General features: G+C 62.2%; 19 protein-coding genes. 6 read left to right on the top strand and 13 right to left on the bottom strand.

Annotation, left to right across the window (positions count from 1 at the left end):
* Nucleotides 1-143: 143 nt before the first annotated feature.
* From nagZ to ACODSK_RS25670, 3 genes are read right to left on the bottom strand one after another with little or no spacing between them, the layout of a single operon-like run.
* Nucleotides 144-1,142 (bottom strand): beta-N-acetylhexosaminidase, encoded by a 999-nt coding sequence (nagZ, locus tag ACODSK_RS25680; RefSeq protein WP_489019909.1) that lies wholly within the window; start codon nucleotides 1,140-1,142, stop codon nucleotides 144-146.
* Nucleotides 1,143-1,164: 22 nt separating this feature from the next.
* The gene (locus ACODSK_RS25675) at nucleotides 1,165-1,689 is read right to left on the bottom strand and encodes a L,D-transpeptidase family protein (RefSeq protein WP_489019901.1); all 525 of its coding nucleotides are present in this window, start codon (nucleotides 1,687-1,689) and stop codon (nucleotides 1,165-1,167) included.
* A gap of 45 nt (nucleotides 1,690-1,734) precedes the next feature.
* The gene (locus ACODSK_RS25670; protein WP_489019900.1) at nucleotides 1,735-2,448 is read right to left on the bottom strand and encodes a TetR/AcrR family transcriptional regulator; all 714 of its coding nucleotides are present in this window, start codon (nucleotides 2,446-2,448) and stop codon (nucleotides 1,735-1,737) included.
* 203 nt (nucleotides 2,449-2,651) lie between these two features.
* Between ACODSK_RS25670 and lexA the strand changes: the two genes are divergently transcribed.
* Both lexA and sulA read left to right on the top strand, forming a co-directional pair.
* Nucleotides 2,652-3,266: a transcriptional repressor LexA gene (gene lexA, locus ACODSK_RS25665; RefSeq protein ID WP_489019898.1), complete on the top strand. Its 615-nt coding sequence runs from the start codon at nucleotides 2,652-2,654 to the stop codon at nucleotides 3,264-3,266.
* A gap of 12 nt (nucleotides 3,267-3,278) precedes the next feature.
* The gene (gene sulA, locus ACODSK_RS25660) at nucleotides 3,279-3,752 is read left to right on the top strand and encodes an SOS-induced cell division inhibitor SulA (protein ID WP_489019897.1); all 474 of its coding nucleotides are present in this window, start codon (nucleotides 3,279-3,281) and stop codon (nucleotides 3,750-3,752) included.
* Nucleotides 3,753-3,825: 73 nt separating this feature from the next.
* Here the strand turns inward: sulA and ACODSK_RS25655 are convergent, their stop codons facing one another.
* The 6 genes from ACODSK_RS25655 to fadB form a co-directional block, all read right to left on the bottom strand.
* On the bottom strand, nucleotides 3,826-4,062 hold the full coding sequence (locus ACODSK_RS25655) for a hypothetical protein (protein WP_042124341.1): 237 nt from the start codon (nucleotides 4,060-4,062) through the stop codon (nucleotides 3,826-3,828).
* Between the two features lie 51 nt (nucleotides 4,063-4,113).
* The gene (locus ACODSK_RS25650; RefSeq protein WP_489019896.1) at nucleotides 4,114-4,635 is read right to left on the bottom strand and encodes a DUF6586 family protein; all 522 of its coding nucleotides are present in this window, start codon (nucleotides 4,633-4,635) and stop codon (nucleotides 4,114-4,116) included.
* Nucleotides 4,636-4,822: 187 nt separating this feature from the next.
* Nucleotides 4,823-7,432, bottom strand: coding sequence for a type I DNA topoisomerase (gene topA, locus ACODSK_RS25645; protein WP_489019895.1), 2,610 nt, complete (start codon nucleotides 7,430-7,432; stop codon nucleotides 4,823-4,825).
* Nucleotides 7,433-7,532: 100 nt separating this feature from the next.
* The gene (locus ACODSK_RS25640; protein ID WP_489019894.1) at nucleotides 7,533-7,784 is read right to left on the bottom strand and encodes a DUF1653 domain-containing protein; all 252 of its coding nucleotides are present in this window, start codon (nucleotides 7,782-7,784) and stop codon (nucleotides 7,533-7,535) included.
* A gap of 75 nt (nucleotides 7,785-7,859) precedes the next feature.
* Nucleotides 7,860-9,035: an acetyl-CoA C-acyltransferase FadA gene (gene fadA, locus ACODSK_RS25635; protein ID WP_489019893.1), complete on the bottom strand. Its 1,176-nt coding sequence runs from the start codon at nucleotides 9,033-9,035 to the stop codon at nucleotides 7,860-7,862.
* 31 nt (nucleotides 9,036-9,066) lie between these two features.
* Nucleotides 9,067-11,214 (bottom strand): fatty acid oxidation complex subunit alpha FadB, encoded by a 2,148-nt coding sequence (gene fadB / locus ACODSK_RS25630; protein ID WP_489019892.1) that lies wholly within the window; start codon nucleotides 11,212-11,214, stop codon nucleotides 9,067-9,069.
* A gap of 17 nt (nucleotides 11,215-11,231) precedes the next feature.
* Between fadB and ACODSK_RS25625 the strand changes: the two genes are divergently transcribed.
* Nucleotides 11,232-11,474 (top strand): hypothetical protein, encoded by a 243-nt coding sequence (locus ACODSK_RS25625; RefSeq protein WP_489019891.1) that lies wholly within the window; start codon nucleotides 11,232-11,234, stop codon nucleotides 11,472-11,474.
* Between the two features lie 215 nt (nucleotides 11,475-11,689).
* Here ACODSK_RS25625 and ACODSK_RS25620 read toward each other — a convergent pair whose 3' ends face one another.
* A complete protein-coding gene (locus ACODSK_RS25620) occupies nucleotides 11,690-12,127 on the bottom strand; it encodes a hypothetical protein (protein ID WP_489019890.1) in 438 nt (145 codons plus the stop codon).
* Between the two features lie 110 nt (nucleotides 12,128-12,237).
* Between ACODSK_RS25620 and ACODSK_RS25615 the strand changes: the two genes are divergently transcribed.
* On the top strand, nucleotides 12,238-12,681 hold the full coding sequence (locus tag ACODSK_RS25615; RefSeq protein ID WP_489019889.1) for a universal stress protein: 444 nt from the start codon (nucleotides 12,238-12,240) through the stop codon (nucleotides 12,679-12,681).
* Between the two features lie 130 nt (nucleotides 12,682-12,811).
* Here the strand turns inward: ACODSK_RS25615 and ACODSK_RS25610 are convergent, their stop codons facing one another.
* Nucleotides 12,812-14,737 (bottom strand): ATP-binding cassette domain-containing protein, encoded by a 1,926-nt coding sequence (locus ACODSK_RS25610; RefSeq protein ID WP_489019888.1) that lies wholly within the window; start codon nucleotides 14,735-14,737, stop codon nucleotides 12,812-12,814.
* Between the two features lie 206 nt (nucleotides 14,738-14,943).
* On the opposite strand from ACODSK_RS25610, the gene ACODSK_RS25605 reads away from it, so the two are divergent.
* Nucleotides 14,944-16,869, top strand: a complete 1,926-nt coding sequence (locus ACODSK_RS25605) for a transglycosylase SLT domain-containing protein (RefSeq protein ID WP_489019887.1) — start codon at nucleotides 14,944-14,946, stop codon at nucleotides 16,867-16,869.
* Between the two features lie 258 nt (nucleotides 16,870-17,127).
* On the opposite strand, the gene ACODSK_RS25600 is transcribed toward ACODSK_RS25605, so the two are convergent.
* Nucleotides 17,128-17,931, bottom strand: a complete 804-nt coding sequence (locus ACODSK_RS25600; protein WP_489019886.1) for an MOSC domain-containing protein — start codon at nucleotides 17,929-17,931, stop codon at nucleotides 17,128-17,130.
* 52 nt (nucleotides 17,932-17,983) lie between these two features.
* A complete protein-coding gene (locus tag ACODSK_RS25595; RefSeq protein WP_489019885.1) occupies nucleotides 17,984-18,919 on the bottom strand; it encodes a chemotaxis protein in 936 nt (311 codons plus the stop codon).
* 380 nt (nucleotides 18,920-19,299) lie between these two features.
* Between ACODSK_RS25595 and ACODSK_RS25590 the strand changes: the two genes are divergently transcribed.
* A complete protein-coding gene (locus ACODSK_RS25590) occupies nucleotides 19,300-19,728 on the top strand; it encodes a histidine kinase (protein ID WP_489019884.1) in 429 nt (142 codons plus the stop codon).
* Nucleotides 19,729-20,094: the final 366 nt, after the last annotated feature.

Raw genomic sequence — 20,094 nt, 5'->3', positions numbered from 1 at the left:
CGCCGTAAAGGCGGAAGGGGCCGCCAGCGGCGCCGCCTTGAACGGATAAGCTCGCAGTACCAGCACCACAAAGCGAAAAAGATGTGTAGATACCCATGCTAGTCGCGGTCAGGACAGAGATCAGGCCCCTGGGTGCTACCCGATCAATCGATCAGTTGCGCCTGCTTCAACGCACCCAACGCCTCCAGCCAGCGCGGCTGCTCACGGTAATCGGTGCGGGCAAAGCCCTGTCCGCGCATCCGCGCAATCCGTGGCGACGGCTTGACCTTCATCCGCTGCGCCGCACTCAAGGCCAGCTCCGCCGCTGCGCGATCGTTGCATACCAGGCCCATGTCACAGCCCGCACTGAGTGCCGCCTCGATGCGGCTGGCGGCATCACCCACCACGTGGGCACCGGCCATGGACAGGTCGTCGCTGAAGATCACCCCGTCGAAGCCCAGTTCGCCGCGCAGGATCTCCTGCAACCAACGGCGGGAGAAACCGGCGGGCTGGTTGTCGACCTGTGGATAGATCACATGGGCCGGCATGACCGCTGCCAACTGCCCGCTGAGGCGGGTGAACGGCACCAGGTCGGCAGCACGGATCTGCTCCAGGCTGCGCTCGTCGGTAGGGATGGCGACATGGGAGTCGGCCTCGGCCCAGCCATGACCGGGGAAGTGCTTGCCACATGCGGCCATGCCTGCGGCGTTCATACCACGGATGAAAGCACCGGCGAGGGCGGTGGCGCGCTGCGGATCACCTTCGAAAGCGCGGCTGCCGACCACGGCACTACGCTGGTGATCGAGGTCGAGCACCGGGGCGAAACTGAGGTCAAGACCCACCGCCAGCACTTCGGTCGCCATAAGCCAACCACACTGCTCGGCCAGGTATTCGGCATTGTCGTTGTCGGCGATGGCGCGCATCGCCGGCAGGCGTACGAAGCCTTGGCGCAGGCGCTGCACACGACCGCCTTCCTGGTCGACGGCGAGAATCAGGTCGGAGCGGATGGCACGGATGGACGCGGTCAGCTCGCGCACCTGGCGCGGGCTGTCGATATTGCGGGCGAAGATGATCAGGCCGGCCACTTCGGGCTGGCGCAGAAGATGACGATCTTCGGCGGTCAGCCAGGTACCGGCGATATCCACCATCAGGGAGCCTTGCAGGCGGGCAGTCATAAGTGATCCTTCAATCAAGGGGGGCGCTGGCCCACTGCGGGCAGGCGGCTTCTTCGATACGTACCGGGCAATGCGGCGGAACCTGCTCGAACAGGTCCACCAGGTCGGCATTGCGCAGGCGGATGCAGCCATGGGACAACGGCACGCCCATGGGTTCCGTGTCAGGCGTGCCGTGCAGATAGATGTAGCGGCGGAAGGTGTCGACCGCGCCCAGGCGATTGCGCCCGGGCTCGCAGCCGCTGAGCCAGAGGATGCGGGTCAGGATCCAGTCGCGGCCGGGGAATTGCTCGTGCAGTTCACGGGTCCAGGTTTCGCCGGTCCAGCGTCGGCCACGCAACACCGCCCCCTGGGGCAATCCAGCGCCGATCTTCGCCCGCACCTGATGCAGGCCCCGCGGCGTGCAGCCGGAGCCGTTGCGCTCACCCGGACCATTGAGCGCCGTGGACACCGGCAGACGCACGACCAGACGGCCCTGGGAGAACCCGTAGAGGCATTGGTCGGCAAGGGAAATATGCAGCAGATCGAGAGTAGACATGGGGCGCTAGCTTAGCCGAAGCCAGGCGTCGCGCCCAGTCGCCGATCAAGCCTTGGCAGGGACCGCCGTACTGCTCGACTTGCTGCGTGGACGCAGCTGCGCGGCGGCCATCGCGTCGTCGGTGACGCCACTGTCGGCACGCATGCCCGCGGCGAGGAACGGCACCATCAGGCGCATGACCTGCTCGATGGAGGTGTTGATACCGAAGTCGGTTTCGGCAATCGCCCGCAGCGCCTTGATTCCCGACATGCTGAAGGCTGCGGCACCGAGCATGAAGTGCACGCGCCAGAACAGCTCGATCGGAGGAATCCGCGGCGCGGCCTCGTTGACCAGCAGCATGTAACGGCGGAACACCTTGCCGTACATGTCTTCCAGGTAACGCCGCAGGTGCCCCTGGCTTTCGCTGAAGGCCAGGCCCAGCAGGCGCATGAAGATGGACAGGTCGTTGCCGCTGCGAGGCTGAACCACCAGCGCCTGCTCCACCAGCATTTCCAGCAGTTCTTCGAGGTTCGGCTTGTGCTCGGGGCGCGCCTGGCGGCGGTCAAGCTCGCGCTCGAGACTCTGGCAGAAAGGTCCGAGGAAGCGCGAGAAGACCGCCTGGATCAGCGCCTTCTTCGAGCCGAAGTGATAGTTGACCGCTGCCAGGTTGACCCCGGCCTTGCTGGTGATCAAGCGCAGCGAGGTTTCCGCGAAACCTTTTTCCGCGAACAGCTGCTCGGCAGCATCGAGAATGCGTTCGACGGTTTCCGATTGGGCCATGAATTAATCTACCTGACAAACAGTTGTTTGAAACATACGTTTCATAGGTGTGACTGTCAAGTCAGGCGGCGCTATTAGATCACAGCTGCCGGCGGCAGGACGGGGGCCCGTTGCTTTTTCTTGCCGCTGGCCGCTTAAAGCTTGCAGCCAGAAGGCCACTGTATATAATCCCAGTCACTGTATAAAAAGACAGAGCCATCAACATGCTAAAACTGACGCCCCGCCAAGCTGAGATTCTGGCTTTTATCAAACGTTGCCTGGAAGACAACGGCTTCCCGCCGACCCGCGCCGAAATCGCCCAGGAACTGGGCTTCAAGTCGCCCAACGCCGCTGAAGAACACCTCAAGGCGCTGGCCCGCAAAGGCGCGATCGAAATGACCCCGGGCGCCTCCCGCGGCATTCGCATCCCTGGCTTCGAGGCTCGCCCCCAGCAGGACGAGAGTTCGCTGCCGATCATCGGCCGGGTCGCCGCCGGCGCCCCCATCCTCGCCGAACAGCACATCGAGGAATCCTGCGCCATCAACCCGGCCTTCTTCCATCCTCGCGCCGACTACCTGTTGCGCGTACACGGCATGAGCATGAAGGACGTGGGCATCTTCGACGGCGACCTGCTCGCCGTACACACCAGCCGTGAAGCGCGCAATGGGCAGATCGTCGTAGCCCGCCTGGGTGACGAAGTCACGGTCAAGCGCTTCAAACGTGAAGGCAGCAAGGTCTGGCTGATCGCGGAAAACCCCGAATTCGCCCCTATCGAGGTCAACCTGAAAGAACAGGACCTGGTGATCGAGGGGCTGAGCGTCGGCGTCATTCGCCGATAAAGAGGAGGCGTCATGCAGTTTACCCACACACCACAGCAAGCACAGTTACCCCTGTTCGAGGCATTCCTGGCGCAGCCGGCCTTGCCTGGACTGAAGGCGGAAAAGCCCGCACGAGCGAGCAATGAACCCCAGGTGTTCAGCGAGTTGTCTTTCCGTGGTGCGCTGGAGCACTGCCAGAACCTGCTGGCGCCGGTTCTGCGAGAACTGAGTGAAGAAGAAGATGCACGCTGGCTGACCCTGATCGCCCCGCCTGCAAGCCTGACCCAGGCCTGGCTGCGCGACGCCGGCCTGAATCGCGAACGCATCCTGATCCTGCAACCGCGCAGCAATCAGAGCGCCCTGCAACTGGCCTGCGATGCCCTGCGCCTGGGCCGCAGTCACACCGTGGTGAGCTGGCTGACCCCGGTCGGCAGCGCCGCACGACAACAACTGACCCGTGCCGCCAACGCTGGACGCGCGCAGAGCCTGAACATTCGTTTGGGCTGATATTCAAGAAATACGCAAAAACACCGAGAATCCGGCTTCCTCATTGCGAGGAAGCCCAGCCAACATCCCGGCATCAATGAAGGACGCGAGGCCCTTCATCTTCCCGCTCGATCTCACCTTCCACCAGACGACCCGCCATCTGCACGCCAACGCTGAGCATGGCCTTGGCCACCTCGACATGCTGGCCCTGCAGGAATGCCTTGGCATCTTCGGAGAAGTTCAGGGTTACCAGGGAACCCTCGTCCTCGGCACGGCGCAGTTCGATGCGACCGTCTGGCAATTCGACAATTTCTAGAAAGGACGTGGGCATATCAGGACAGGTCTCCAGGAAAGGGCGACATTGTAACAGTGCCGGTCACAATCAGCACTCACTCAAGCCCTCGCGAAAACGGACGGTCAGCTTCTTCAGATTCTGCCGCCACTCTTCCAGTTCTTCCCGTGAAAGCGGCGCCACAGAAGGCTCGTCCAGGCTGACGGCTTGAATCAACGGCTGGGTGACATCGCCTTTGGGTGCTTTGCTGGCGACCGGCGGTTTGAACAAATCGGAATAAGCCTTCAACAAACGCGCCAGCCAGGTCTCCCCTTGCTGGGCCAGCTCGACCAACTCGGCCATTTCCGGAATGGCAATGCTTTCCAGAACTTCCGGGGTCAGCAACTGCTCGGCGCGGGTCGCGTTTGCTTGTGGCAGGCGGTAGAAACCGGCGATCTCATGGCACAGCCCCAGCAGCGCCCCATACAAATGGAACAGCGCCGACTCCCGCTCGGCCTGGACCAGCGCCTGGGCGTTCATGGCCCGGCTTTCCTGCGCCTTGCCAAGACCTTCGAGGGCCAGGCCGGCGAAGAAAATTTTCTGATTGGTACGAGTGTAGAGTTCCTGGGCCATTGAGGCGCTCTCCGATAGGGCTGCGAGGCGAGGTCTGTCAGTTTCGGGGAAGCCTCTGCCCAGTGCAAGGCTCTGTAAGCTTTTTCGTACTTCCGGGCCCCATCGCTGCGGTTCGGCCCGAAAGCACAAACAAAAGGGCCGCGCCTGACATCGTCAGGCGCGGCCCTTGAGCAATCAGTCGAAGCGCTTAACGCTTGTCCTCGACCTTCCATGCCTTGCCATCGTAGAAGGCGCGCCAGCCGGTCGGCTTGCCGTCCACTTCGGTCTGCACGTACTGCTCCTTGGTCTTGCGGCTGTAGCGAATCACCGCAGGACGCCCCTCGGGGTCCTTCTGCGGGGCATCGCAGAGGAAGTGGTACTTCGGATCGATCTCGTGCTTGTGCGGGATGATTTCCAGCACCAGCGGCGCGCGGGTCTCGCGGTTTTTCGGGAACTGGCTGGCGGCCAGGAACAGACCCGAGGCACCATCACGCAGCACGTAGGTGTCGTTGACCTTCTCGCACTTGAGCTCCGGCATATCCACCTTGTCCATCTTCGGTGGCGCTGCCTCGCCGCTCTTGAGCAGCTTGCGCGTGTTCTTGCACTCGGCGTTGGTGCAACCGAAGAACTTGCCGAAGCGACCGGTCTTGAGCTGCATCTCGCTGCCGCACTTGTCGCACTCCAGGCTCGGGCCTTCGTAGCCCTTGATCCGGTAGTTGCCTTCCTCGATCTCGTAGCCGGCACAGTCCGGGTTGTTGCCGCAGATATGCAGCTTGTGCTTCTCGTCCAGCAGATAGGCATCCATCGCCGTCGAGCAGATCGGGCAACGATGCTTGCCCAACAGCACACGGGACTCCGACTCACCCTCGTCATCCGCCGCGATCTCGTCGCCCGGCACCAGGTTGACCGTGGCCTTGCAGCGCTCCTTCGGCGGCAGGCTGTAGCCCGAGCAGCCAAGGAAAACGCCAGTGGAGGCGGTACGGATCATCATGTGCCGGCCACATTCCTTGCACGGAATGTCGGTCGGAGTCGGCTGGTTGGCACGCATGCCATCTTCACTGGACTCGGCAACCTGCAGCTTCTTGCTGAAATCGCCGTAGAACTCGTCCAGCACGTTCTTCCAGTCGCGCTCGCCCTGGGCCACGTCGTCGAGGTTCTCCTCCATGCCGGCGGTGAAGCCGTAGTCCATCAGGTTGGAGAAACTCTCAGAGAGGCGCTCGGTGACGATGTCGCCCATCTTCTCGGAGTAGAAGCGGCGGTTGTGCAGAGTGACGTAGCCGCGGTCCTGGATGGTGGAAATGATCGCCGCGTAGGTCGACGGGCGACCGATACCGCGTTTTTCCATTTCCTTGACCAGGCTGGCTTCGGAATAGCGTGCCGGCGGCTTGGTGAAGTGCTGGCTCGGATCCAGCTGGATCAGCTTGAGCACCTCGCCCTGGGCCATTTCCGGCAGGACGTCGTCGTCGCCCGGCTTGCTCTGCTGTGGCAGCACACGGGTGTAACCGTCGAACTTGAGGATGCGGCCCTTGGCACGCAGCTCGAAATCACCGGCGTTGACGCTGACGGTGGTCGACAGGTATTGCGCGGCAGGCATCTGGCAGGCGAGGAACTGGCGCCAGATCAGCTCGTACAGCCGCTCTGCATCGCGCTCCATGCCACTGAGCTTGCTCGGATGGGTGTTGACGTCGGAAGGACGGATCGCTTCGTGAGCCTCCTGGGCGCCTTCCTTGCTGCCGTAGACGATCGGTGCATCAGGCAGGTATTTCTTGCCGAACTCGCTCTCGATGTAGCTGCGGGCCATTTCCACGGCATCGCTGGAGAGGTTGGTCGAGTCGGTACGCATGTAGGTGATGTAGCCGGCCTCGTAGAGCCGCTGCGCCATCATCATGGTCTTCTTCACGCCGAAGCCGAGACGATTGCTCGCCGCCTGCTGCAGGGTCGAGGTGATGAACGGCGCCGACGGCTTGGAGCTGGTCGGCCGGTCTTCACGCTTGGCCACGCTGTAGCTGGAGGCCTTGAGCTTCTCCAGCGCCGCCATGGCCTGGGCTTCGTTGAGCGGCTTGAAGGCCTCGCCCTTCTCCCGGGCCACTTCGAAACGCACCTTGGCGTTCTTGGCGGTACCGAGGTCGGCGTGGACTTCCCAGTATTCCTCGGGAATGAAGGCGCGGATCTCGCGCTCGCGCTCGACCACCAGCTTCACCGCAACCGACTGCACCCGGCCCGCGGACAGGCCACGGGCAATCTTGGCCCAGAGCAGCGGCGAAACCATGTAGCCGACCACGCGGTCGAGGAAGCGCCGGGCCTGCTGCGCATTGACCCGGTCGATGTCCAGGTCGCCCGGCTGGGAGAAGGCTTCCTGGATGGCTTTCTTGGTGATTTCGTTGAACACCACACGCTTGTAGCGGCTGTCGTCACCACCGATGGCTTCCCGCAGGTGCCAGGCAATGGCCTCCCCTTCGCGGTCCAAGTCGGTTGCGAGATAGATGGTGTCGGCATCCTTGGCCAGACGACGCAGTTCGTCGATGACCTTCTCCTTGCCCGGGAGAATCTCGTACTTGGCCTTCCAGCCGTGGTCCGGGTCCACCCCCATGCGCGCCACCAGCTGCTTGCGCGCCTTTTCCTTGGGCGACAGCGCCGGCGCTTCACCTGCGGTCTTGCCGCGCTTGGCAGCCGGTTCCTTGGTGGCACTGGCCGAACCGCTGGTGGGCAGGTCGCGGATATGGCCGATACTCGACTTCACCACGTACTGGTTGCCCAGATACTTGTTGATGGTCTTGGCCTTAGCCGGGGATTCCACAATGACCAGCGATTTGCCCATGGATCGGAAAATTCCTGAATATCGAAATAAAAAACACGCCAGGCACCTGACGCGGCACCGCTATATATAGTGGCTATAGAATGAGGTCAAGCGCGGGAGTTCAGCCGCCTGCGCCATCCGGTCGCGAAAACAGCGTCGCTTCGGCCTCGACCAAAGCAAAGCGTGGGACTTGCTCGCCGTCAACTTCCACCGACTCCAGGAACATCGACAACGGCCGCACCCACAAGCCGAATTCGCCGTACAGGGCCTGGTAGAAGACCACCCATTCCTCGGTCTCGGAATGCCGCGCAGTGCCGAAGACACGGTACTCAGGGCCTTTGTAATGCCGGTATACGCCTGGTTGTATCTGCATGCCGCTGGCCCTCTTGAAAAAAATCCGAAAAAACAAAAACCGGGGCACCAGGCCCCGGTTTGGTCAACCACGCGATCAGACGCGTTCGAAGACCGTGGTGATACCCTGGCCGAGGCCGACGCACATGGTCGACACGCCGAAAGTACCGCCGTTCTGCTTCATGACGTTGAGCAGGGTACCCGAGATACGCGCACCCGAGCAGCCGAACGGGTGACCCAGGGCGATCGCGCCGCCGTGCAGGTTAACCTTCTCGTCCATCTTGTCGAGCACTTTCAGATCCTTCAGCACCGGCAGGGCCTGTGCAGCGAAGGCTTCGTTGAGCTCGATGAAGTCGATATCGGCGATGGTCAGGCCAGCGCGCTTGAGCGCTTTCTGGGTTGCCGGCACAGGACCGTAGCCCATGATCGCCGGATCGACACCGGCCACCGCCATGGAGCGGATCACCGCCAGTGGCTGGATACCCAGGTCCTGGGCGCGCTGGGCCGACATGACGATCATGCACGAAGCGCCGTCGGTGATCTGCGACGAGGTACCGGCAGTCACGGTGCCGCCTTTCGGGTTGAAGGCAGGCTTCAGCGCCGCGAGGCTTTCCAGGGTGGTATCCGGGCGAATGGTTTCGTCGTAGTCGAAGACCTTGAGGAAGCCGTTCTCGTCATAGCCCTGCATCGGGATGATTTCGTCCTTGAACTTGCCTTCCACGGTCGCCTTGTGGGCGAGCTGGTGCGAGCGCAGGCCGAACAGGTCCTGTTGTTCACGGCTGATGCCGTGCATCTTGCCGAGCATCTCGGCGGTCAGGCCCATCATGCCCGAGGCCTTGGCGGCGTACAGGGACATGTGCGGGTTCGGATCGACGCCGTGCATCATGCTGACGTGGCCCATGTGCTCGACACCACCAACGACGAACACATCACCGTTGCCGGTCATGATCGCCTGGGCGGCGGTGTGCAGCGCGCTCATCGACGAGCCGCACAGGCGGCTGACGGTCTGGCCGGCGGCGGTGTGCGGGATCTGGGTCATCAGCGACGCCATGCGCGCGATGTTCCAGCCCTGCTCCAGGGTCTGGTTGACGCAGCCCCAGATCACGTCCTCGACTTCCGCCGGATCGATCTTGCTGTTGCGCTCCAGCACCTTGCTGATCAGGTGCGCCGACATGTCTTCGGCGCGAGTGTTGCGGTGCATGCCACCCTTGGAGCGGCCCATCGGCGTGCGACCGAAGTCGACAATCACCACGTCTCTTGGATTCAGGCTCATATATTTACTCTCGCTCTATACCGTTGGGCGCTTAACCGAAGAAGCGCTGGCCGTTCTTGGCCATCTCGCGCAGCTTGGCGGTGGGGTGGTACAGCGGACCCAGGTCGGCGTACTTGTCTGCCAGGGCAACGAATTCGGCCACACCGATGGAGTCGATGTAGCGCAGCGCGCCGCCACGGAAGGGAGGGAAACCGATGCCGTAGACCAGACCCATGTCGGCCTCGGCCGCGGTCTCGACGATGCCGTCTTCCAGGCAACGAACGGTCTCCAGGCACAGCGGCACCATCATCCAGTTGATGATGTCTTCATCAGTGACTTCGCGCTGCTCGTAGATCACCGGCTTGAGCACTTCCAGCACCGAGGCGTCGGCGACTTTCTTCGGCTTGCCGCGCTTGTCGGTTTCGTAGGCATAGAAGCCCTTGCCGTTCTTCTGGCCCAAGCGATTGGCTTCGTACAGGGCGTCAACGGCGGAGCGGCGATCATCGCTCATGCGGTCCGGGAAGCCCTCGGCCATCACGTCACGACCATGATGACCGGTGTCGATGCCGACCACGTCCATCAGGTACGCCGGGCCCATCGGCCAGCCGAACTTTTCCATGATCTTGTCGATGCGCACGAAGTCGACGCCAGCGCTGACCAGCTTGGCGAAACCGCCGAAGTACGGGAACAGCACGCGGTTGACCAGGAAGCCCGGGCAGTCGTTGACCACGATCGGGTTCTTGCCCATTTTCTTGGCGTAGGCAACGGTGGTGGCGACGGCCACTTCGCTGGACTTCTCGCCACGGATGACTTCCACCAGCGGCATCATGTGCACCGGGTTGAAGAAGTGCATGCCGACGAAGTTTTCCGGACGCTTGAGGGCCTTGGCCAGCAGGTTGATGGAGATGGTCGAGGTGTTGGACGCCAGGATCGCGTCTTCCTTCACCTGCCCTTCCACTTCAGCCAGGACGGCCTGCTTGACTTTCGGGTTCTCGACCACGGCTTCGACGACGATGTCGACGTTGGCGAAGTCGCCGTAGGACAGGGTCGGACGGATCGCGTTCAGCGCTTCGGCCATCTTCGCCGGGGTCAGGCGACCTTTCTCGACACGCTTGCCGAGCAGCTTGGAGGCTTCGTTCAGGCCCAGCTGGATGGCTTCCTCGCGGATGTCCTTCATCAGGATCGGGGTACCCTTGACCGCCGACTGGTAGGCGATGCCGCCACCCATGATGCCGGCGCCGAGCACGGCGGCCTGCTTCACGTCATGGGCGATTTCGTCATGGGCCTTGGCCTTGCGCTTGAGCTCCTGATCATTCAGGAACAGGCCGATCAGGCTCTCGGCAACCGAGGTCTTGGCCAGCTTGGCGAAGCCGGCAGCTTCCACTTCGATGGCCTTGTCGCGACCGAAGTTGGCCGCTTTCTGGATGGTCTTGATCGCTTCGACCGGCGCCGGGTAGTTCGGGCCGGCCTGGCCAGCAACGAAGCCCTTGGCGGTCTCGAAGGCCATCATCTGCTCGATGGCGTTGAGCTTGAGTTTTTCCAGCTTCGGCTGACGCTTGGCCTTGTGGTCGAACTCGCCGCTGATGGCGCGCTTGATCAGGTCCAGGGCCGCTTCATGCAGTTTCTCGGGAGCGACCACCGCATCCACGGCGCCCACTTTCAGGGCGTCCTCGGCACGGTTTTCCTTGCCGGAAGCGATCCACTCGACCGCGTTGTCGGCACCGATCAGACGCGGCAGGCGCACGGTACCGCCGAAGCCAGGGTAGATACCCAGCTTGACTTCCGGCAGGCCGATCTTGGCGGAGGTGGACATGACGCGGAAGTCGGCCGCCAGGCACATCTCCAGACCGCCACCCAGGGCGATGCCATTGATGGCAACCACGGTCGGTACGGCGAGGTCTTCGAAGTCGCTGAAAATGCGATTGGCTTCCAGGTTGCCGGCAATCAGCTCGGCCTCGGGCAGCTTGAAGTTGTCGACGAATTCGGTGATGTCCGCGCCGACGATGAACACGTCCTTGCCACTGCTGACAATCACACCCTTGATCGAAGCGTCGGCCTTGATGGTGTCTACCGCCTGACGCAGTTCGTTCAGGGTAAGACGGTTGAATTTGTTGACGGACTCACCCTTGAGGTCGAACTTCAGTTCGACGATGCCGCTTTCAAGAGCCTTAACCGTGATGGCTTTACCTTCGTAAATCATCAACTGATCTCCACGATATGGAAGCTGAACTGTACACGCTGACTACTGTTGCCTTGGCTTCAGACCTGACCGTCAGCGCGATAGCCGGGATTCTGTACGAGCTTTCTGACAATACAAACGCTCAATTCATACGCCCGTTTGATTGGGGTGTGCACACATTCACTGAAAAGATGACCTTTGTCAAACCCCCAGCAGCACGGGAAAAATGCGACTTTGTAGTCAGTTCTGTATGGCTTTTGAGCAATACCGTATGCCGCTGATCGACCATCATTCACGTAAGCGATAGACGTCACGGCCAGGAAATCCATCCGGCCGCTTAAACATCGTGGAGGAGAAAAAAGAAGAGGATTTGACGCGCACAAAAAGGATTTGCCCACTACACTGCGAGCTACTGAAACACTTCCCGGCCTGCCTGGCCTTTTTTTCCAGTGTCTACAGTACATTGCAGCCCGCCCGGATCACCGAGCGGGCTTTTTCATGCCAGGGCGTTCAGCACCTGAGCAACATCCTGCAACACAGCGGCGTTCTCACGCTCACCCCAGCACAGGGCGATCATCTGCGTCCCTGCTTCAGCCTTGTAGACACTCGGCGGCAGGCGCTTGAGCTGCTCCAGCACGCGCTCGTCGACGCAGGGCTCGCGCCACTGATTGAGCCAGATGCCCGGCTCGGTCTGCCAATAGCTCCAGGTATCCGAACTGCCCTTGCGCCGCGCCTGGTGGTACTGCGCACAGGTCGCCGGCGGCTCTTCCGGTAGCCAATGCGGCCACGTCTGCGGTGCCAATTGCATGTTCAAACCCATGCGCCGGGCCTCCAGACGCAGGGCCATGCGCCCGCTCATGCGCCGCGACGGCAGCAGCCAGGCCAGGGGGCTGAGAATCAGCGCGAGGATTGACACAACTACCCAGACCGTCATATCTGTTATTCCTATCAAGACGTTACCGATGAGCGGGTTAAGCGCAGCTGGATGCGATCAGCCTGAAACGGACCATACTTCCTTTATTACGATTGTCAGGAGAACCTCTCATGCCCTACGAACACATACTGGTTGCCGTCGACCTGACCGAAGAATGCGATCCGGTGATCAAACGCGCCCGCGAGCTAGCAGGCCCGAGCAACGCCAAGGTGTCCCTGGTGCATATCGTCGAACCGATGGCCATGGCCTTTGGCGGCGACGTGCCGATGGATCTGTCGCAACTGCAACAGCAGCAGTTCGATCAGGCCAAGGAGCGCATGGACCGTCTGTTCAACAAGTATCCGGAACTCAACCGCGGCGATTCGCACCTGACCTACGGCCAGCCACGCCAGGAAATCCACCAGTTGGCCAAGGACCAGCAATGCGACCTGATCGTGGTTGGCAGCCATGGCCGCCACGGCCTGGCCCTGCTGCTGGGCTCCACCGCCAACGATGTGCTGCATGGCGCGCCGTGCGATGTACTTGCGGTACGCCTGCAGAAGAAACCCGAATAACCGAGGCCATCAGGTTAGAGTCTGGGGGCTGCTTTGCAGTCCTTCGCGAGCAAGCTCGCTCCCACAGGATCACCCCGTGGGAGCGAGCTTGCTCGCGAAGGGCCGCAAAGCGGCCCCAATTGTTCAGGCCTCAGCTATCCAGTTCCGCCCAGCGCTCCACCATCACATCCAGCTCCGCCTGCATCTTCTCCAGGTCAGCCAGCACCTTGCCGGTGTGATCGATCGGCTTCTGGTAGAAGGCCGGATCGGAGATTTCCTGCTGCAGCGCAGCAATTTTCTCTTCCATTTCCTCGATCTGTCCGGGCAAGGCCTCCAGCTCGCGCTGCAGCTTGTAGCTGAGTTTCTTCTTCGCTTCCGGCGCAGCTGCGGCGGCAGCTGGAGCAGGCTCGGCGACCGGTGCTGCAACCACCGCACTGTTCAGCTCGGACTTGCCCGACTTGCTCTCGCTGACACCCAGCAGGCGCGGCGAACCACCCTGGCGGATCCAGTCCTGGTAACCACCGACGTACTCGCGCACGCGACCTTCACCCTCGAACACCAGGGTGCTGGTCACCACGTTGTCGACGAAGGCCCGGTCGTGGCTGACCATCAGCACGGTACCCTTGTAGCCGGACAGCACTTCTTCCAGCAGCTCCAGGGTTTCCACGTCGAGGTCGTTGGTCGGTTCGTCGAGTACCAGCAGGTTGGCCGGCTTGCTGAACAGCTTGGCCAGCAGCAAGCGCGCGCGCTCGCCGCCGGACAGCGCCTTGACCGGGGTCCGGGCGCGCTGCGGGCTGAACAGGAAGTCGCCCAGGTAACTCAGCACATGGCGGCTCTGACCATCGATCTCGATGAAGTCACGACCTTCGGCGAGGTTGTCGATCACGGTCTTTTCCAGTTCCAGCTGGTTGCGCAACTGGTCGAAATAGGCCACTTCGATGCGGGTACCGGCCTCGACCTTGCCGCCGGACGGCTGCAGATCGCCGAGCATCAGCTTGAGCAGGGTGGTCTTGCCGGTACCGTTGGCGCCGAGCAGGCCGATACGGTCCTCGCGCTGCAGGACCATGGAGAAGTCCTTGACCAGGGTCGGGCCACCGGGATGGGCGAAGCTGACGTTCTCCAGGACCATGACCTGCTTGCCGGACTTCTCCGCCGACTCGATCTGGATGTTCGCCTTGCCCTGACGCTCGCGGCGCTCACTGCGCTCCACGCGCAATGCCTTCAACGCACGCACGCGGCCTTCGTTACGGGTACGCCGGGCCTTGATGCCCTGGCGAATCCACACTTCTTCCTGGGCCAGGCGCTTGTCGAACAGCGCGTTGGCGGTTTCCTCGGCGGCCAGCGCGGCTTCCTTGTGCACCAGGAAGCTGGCGTAGTCGCCGTTCCAGTCGATCAGGCCGCCGCGATCCAGTTCGAGGATGCGGGTGGCCAGGTTCTGCAGGAAGGACCGGTCGTGGGTGATGAACAGCACCGCGCCGGGGAAGCTGCTCAGGGCATCCTCCAGCCAGGCGATGGCACCGATGTCCAGGTGGTTGGTCGGTTCGTCGAGGAGCAGCAGGTCCGGCTCGGAAACCAGCGCCTGAGCCAGCAGCACCCGGCGGCGCCAGCCACCGGACAGTTCGGCGAGGGTCTTGTCGGCAGGTAGTTGCAGGCGGCTCAGGGTGCTGTCCACCAACTGTTGCAGGCGCCAGCCATCACGGGCTTCAAGGTCCTGCTGGACGTGCATCAGCTTTTCCAGGTCGGCATCGCTGTGGATGTTCTGGCTCAGGTGATGGTACTCGGCGAGCAGCGCACCGACGCCCTGCAGGCCTTCGGCGACCACGTCGAACACGGTACGGTCGTCGGCCACCGGCAATTCCTGGGGCAACTCGCCGATCTTCAGACCGGGGGCACGCCAGATTTCGCCGTCGTCGGGCTTTTGCTCGTCCTTGACCAGGCGCAGCATGCTCGACTTGCCGGTGCCGTTGCGGCCAATGATGCAGACCCGCTCACCACGGGCGATCTGCCAGGACACCTTGTCCAGCAAGGGCATGGTGCCAAAAGCGAGGGACACATCGCTGAATTTGAGCAGGGTCATGTTGTTCTCCAGAAAGCGGGCGCGCATTCTACCCGACTTGACCGCTCGACACAGCCTGCCCCGGCATCCGCCGGACGGTGCACCATTACGTCCGGATACAAGCACAATGCTTTCATCGGTTGCGGGCAAACGGCTAAGCTTAGGCTCGTGAACCCTCAGTGCTGGCGACGCCGTCACTCGTTTTGGTCAACTGTTCTGGAAGTCTCATGCGCCGCCTGCTCAACCTCGTTTCCTGCCTGCTTCTCTCCGCCTCGGTGGCCGGCATCGCGCAAGCCGCCGATCTCGCCCAACAACGCCAGATGTACGACGAAGCCAAGCGCGCGCTGGCCAAGGGCGACAGCGGTCCGTACCAACGCTATGCCGCCGCCCTGCAGGACTACCCCCTGGAACCCTACCTGGCCTACGACGAGCTGACCGCGCGCCTGAAAAGCGCGAGCAACGCCGAGATCGAAGCGTTCCTGGCGAAGAACGGCGACCTGCCCCAGGCCAACTGGATGAAGCTGCGCTGGTTGCGCTGGCTGGCCGAACGCGGCGACTGGCAACCTTTCGTCAAGTACTACGACCCGAAACTGAATTTCACCGAACTGGACTGCCTCAATGGCCAGTACCAGCTGGGTCACGGCCTGCGTGCCGAAGGCTACGCCACGGCAGACAAACTCTGGGCCGTGGGCAAATCGCAACCGGCCGCCTGCGACGCGCTGTTCGAGCGCTGGGCCGCGGAAGGCCAACTGACCGAGCAGAAACGCTGGCTGCGCACCAAGCTGGCGGCCCAGGCGCGCAACTACGCGCTGGCCAACAGCCTGGTAAAAACTCTGCCGACCCTCGGCAATGAAGGCCGGCTGCTGGTGGATGTTGCGCAGAAACCCGAGCTGCTCAACCAGCCGTCGCGCTTCGCTCCGGCCAACGAAGCCATGTCCGATGTGGTCAGCCTCGGCCTGCGCCGCCTGGCCCGCCAGGACCCTGACCGGGCCATGGCCCTGCTCGACGACTACGCCAACCGCATGCACTTCTCGGTCGACGAAAAAGTCGCCATCGCCCGCGAGATCGGCCTGACCCTGGCGCGCCGCTACGACCCGCGGGCGCTGGACCTGATGACCCGCTACGACCCGCAACTGCGCGACAACACCGTCAGCGAATGGCGCATGCGCCTGCTGCTGCGCCTCGGTCGCTGGGAAGACGCCTACGAGCTGAGCAAGCGTCTGCCCCAGGACCTCGCCAGCAGCAACCGCTGGCGCTACTGGCAGGCCCGTAGCCTGGAACTGGCGCAGCCGCAGAATCCGCAGATTCCGCTGCTGTACAAGACCGTTGCCCGCGAGCGCGACTTCTATGGCTTCCTCGCCGCCGACCGTACGCAGACTCCGTACCAGCTGAACAACAAGCCGCTGGTGATCAGCCAGCAACTGATGAACAAGGTGCGTAACACCCCGGGTATCCGTCGCGCCCTGGAATTCCATGCCCGCGGGCAGATCGTCGACGGGCGTCGCGAGTGGTATCACGTCAGCCGCCACTTCAACCGCGACGAAATGGTTGCCCAGGCCAAAATCGCCTACGACCTGCGCTGGTACTTCCCGGCCATCCGCACCATCAGCCAGGCGCAATACTGGGACGACCTGGATATCCGCTTCCCGATGGCCCACCGCGACACCCTGGTGCGCGAGGCCAAGGTCCGCGGCCTGCATTCGAGCTGGGTCTTCGCCATTACTCGTCAGGAAAGCGCCTTCATGGACGACGCCCGCTCCAGCGTCGGCGCCAGCGGCCTGATGCAACTGATGCCGGCCACGGCCAAGGAAACCGCGCGCAAGTTCAGCATTCCGCTGGCGTCGCCGAGCCAGGTGCTGGATCCGGACAAGAACATCCAGTTGGGCGCCGCCTACCTGAGCCAGGTGCATGGGCAGTTCAATGGCAACCGGGTGCTGGCTTCAGCAGCGTATAACGCAGGGCCGGGACGGGTACGCCAGTGGTTGCGCGGTGCGGATCACCTGAGCTTCGATGTCTGGGTCGAATCGATCCCGTTCGACGAAACCCGCCAGTACGTGCAGAACGTGCTGTCTTATGCAGTGATCTACGGGCAGAAGCTCAACTCACCGCAACCGTTGGTGGATTGGCATGAGCGGTATTTCGACGATCAGTGACACGGTGTTGCTGAGGGCCTCATCGCTGGCAATGCCAGCTCCCACAGGGACCGCGCCGAGCACAGATACTGTTGCTGGCCTAGAACGCTGTGGGAGATTCTATGGTGGCGGGCAAGCAGATTGATGGTGTGAGTGCTGGCCTTATCGTCGGCAAGCCGACTCCCACAGGGTTCTGTGGTCTGCCACAGTATCGGTGCTCGACGCGGTCCCTGTGGGAGCTGGCTTGCCAGCGATGAGGCTCTCAAGAACGCAGAAAGCCTACTCCAGCACCTCTACCGGCATCCCGACCTCCAGCACGCTCTCCCCATCGGCCACCAGGTTCTGCCCGAACATGGCCTCCCCTTCCTTCTGCCGATACTTCATCAAGGTCGCAAACGGCTCCCGATCAGGACTGCGCTCGCCGCTGGCCGGGTCGATGGTGGTGAGGATGCAGCGCCCGCAAGGCTTGACCACGCGGAAGGTCTGCTGACCGATACGGATGCGCTTCCAGCCATCCTCGGCGAAAGGCTCGGCGCCCTCGATCACCAGGTTCGGTCGAAAACGCAGCATTTCCATGGACCGACCGACCTTCTCGCTCAGATCCTCAAGCGACGCCTGGCCGATCAGCAGCAGCGGGAACCCATCGGCGAAAGCCACGCGATCGCTGTTTTCGCCATAGCCGGACGGCAGGTAGCGGGTACGCTGCTCCGGCACATGCACCAGGCGCACGGGACGCTCCATGAAGGTACTCAGCCATTCGGCGGCGGCATCACCGGCATCCGGCACCATCAGGGTGTCGCGCCAGATGGTCACGCCACGCAGCGCCTCATCGGGCGGCGGCACGGCCACATGCAGGGTCGGCAGCCCCGCCGCAGCGAGCAGCAGACCGCCGTCGGCAGCGTACAACGCCGACAACTGGCTCATCTGGGGAAAGGCGCGCTGGGTCAGGAAACGGTTGTTGCCGGCGTCCACCAGCATCCAGCGGCGATCGCCCTCCAGGCCAAGCAGGCCGGAGGGCGATTGTTGCAGCACTTCAGGCTGACCCGATTTCAGCGGATAACGATAGAGCGCTCTCAGACGCATGGAACATGCTCCCTGGCAAAAGAGAGCAGCTTACACCCGGAACGGATGCCGGTCAGGCGGTAGCTTCATCCAGCTCCAGGCGCTGGCGCACCACTTCCACCAGGCGATCCGGCTGGAACTTGGAGAGGAAGTTGTCGCAGCCGACCTTCTTCACCATGGATTCGTTGAAGCTGCCCGACAGCGAGGTGTGCAGCACCACGTACAAGCCGCGCAGGCGTGCGTCGCCACGGATCTCGGTGGTCAGGCGATAGCCGTCCATTTCCGGCATCTCCGCGTCGGTGAAGACCATCAGCAGCTTCTCGCAGACATCCTCGCCGGCATCCGCCCAACCCTTGAGCATGCGCAGTGCCTTCAGGCCATCGCTGGCCACATGCAGCTTGACCCCGAGTTGCGACAGGGTTTCCCGTAGCTGGGCAAGGGCCACGGTAGAGTCGTCCACCAGCAGGATTTCGCGCCCCTGGGCGCGCCGCAGCACCGGGTCTTCCAGCTTGTCGCGGGACACCTTGGCGTTGTAGGGCACGATCTCCGCGAGCACCTTCTCCACATCGATGATCTCGACCAGTTGCTCGTCGACCTTGCTGATTGCCGTCAGGTAATGCTGGCGGCCAGCGCTGGTCGGCGGTGGCATGATGGCTTCCCAGTTCATGTTGACGATGCGGTCGACGCCACCCACCAGGAACGCCTGCACGGAACGGTTGTACTCGGTGACGATGATGGTACTGTTCGGCCCCGGCTCCAGCGGGCGCATGCCGATCGCCTGGGACAGGTCGATCACCGGCAGGGTCTGGCCACGCAGGTTGACCACGCCGCACACGAAGCTGTGACGCTGTGGCATCAGGGTCAGCTTGGGCAGTTGCAGGACTTCCTGCACCTTGAAAACGTTGATCGCGAACAACTGCCGGCCCGCGAGGCGGAACATCAGGATTTCCAGGCGGTTCTCGCCTACCAACTGCGTCCTTTGGTCTACCGTGTCGAGAATGCCAGCCATTGAATCCCCCAGGCTTGTTGCAAAAAGTAAAAAGCATTGGCCTTATATCGGCCATCTGCGCCCCATCTTGACCCCTTGAAGAAAAAGCGCTCGGGGGCATTGATGTCACTTTAGCATCATGCTTTACTTTGCTCACAGCCTTTCCTCATACCCCACCACGACGGGTACAACCCGTAAAACCTCATCAGGGAAACCCTTATCAACAATCGGGTTGGACCTGATATTCGTGATATCCGTTAGCCATTAATGTGACGCCATTCTCAATGCATGAATGGAGTCAGGCCTTTGTTCGCTATCACACTGCTGTGGCCAGCCTCCCTTCCTGACCGTTCGTCCGTCTGCCTTGACGCCTTGCGTTCGTGTTCGGTGGGAGCGGACTGATGCTGAACGACACACCGGATCTGAGTACGTTGCAGGACTTCCTCGGTGACGCACACCAGTTGTTGAGCCGCGGGCAGGAATGCCTGCAGCATTTTCAGCTGATCGGCGAGGATGCCGATGCCAGCCATTGCCTGATCCAGACCCTCGCCTCCCTTAGGGACAAGGCCTACACCTGCAAACAGGTGCAGATCGCCGGCTTCTGCGAGCAACTGTGCGCCGTGCTCGACCCGGTGGCGCATCGCAAGCAGATGCACGGCTCGGCCCTGGGCATTCTCGAGGCCTGCCTGTGCCTGCTGGCCTGGCAGGTCGAACTGATCGACCCCGGCAGCGGCACGCTGAACCTGGATGCCGAAGAGCAACGGGAATTGCTCGACAGCCTGGAAACCACCTTGCACGCCACCGCGCAATCCTGCGACCAAATGGTTTGAGGCGGCCCGACAGCCCTGCGCCAAGGCCTCTGGCGCAGCATCCGGGCAACTGATCGTATACAACCAAAGTCCAACTAAGCCGCTCTGGAAAACATAACTGGCATACATATCGCAGTATTTTTTCCATGAGAAAGCCGTGAGAAAGCCGCGGAACAGCCAAAGCACACTAAGCGGCAACTAAGCAGCCTCTTTCCATACAACTCGATCAATACGGAAACAGCAGATGCACCCCTTCAAGCAAAGTTCAAAGTCGCCAACAGTAGTGGCAAAGTGCTAGAATCCGCTCTCGACGGAACGACCGTACCAGCCCGTAAAACCTGACTCGACGGACCATCCACGCAGCCGACGACCAATCGGATCCGAAGT

The sequence above is a fragment of the Pseudomonas sp. FG98 genome (assembly GCF_057808595.1).
The sequence above is the reverse complement of the archived record's forward strand: the minus strand, read 5'-3'. Positions and strand labels throughout refer to the sequence as shown.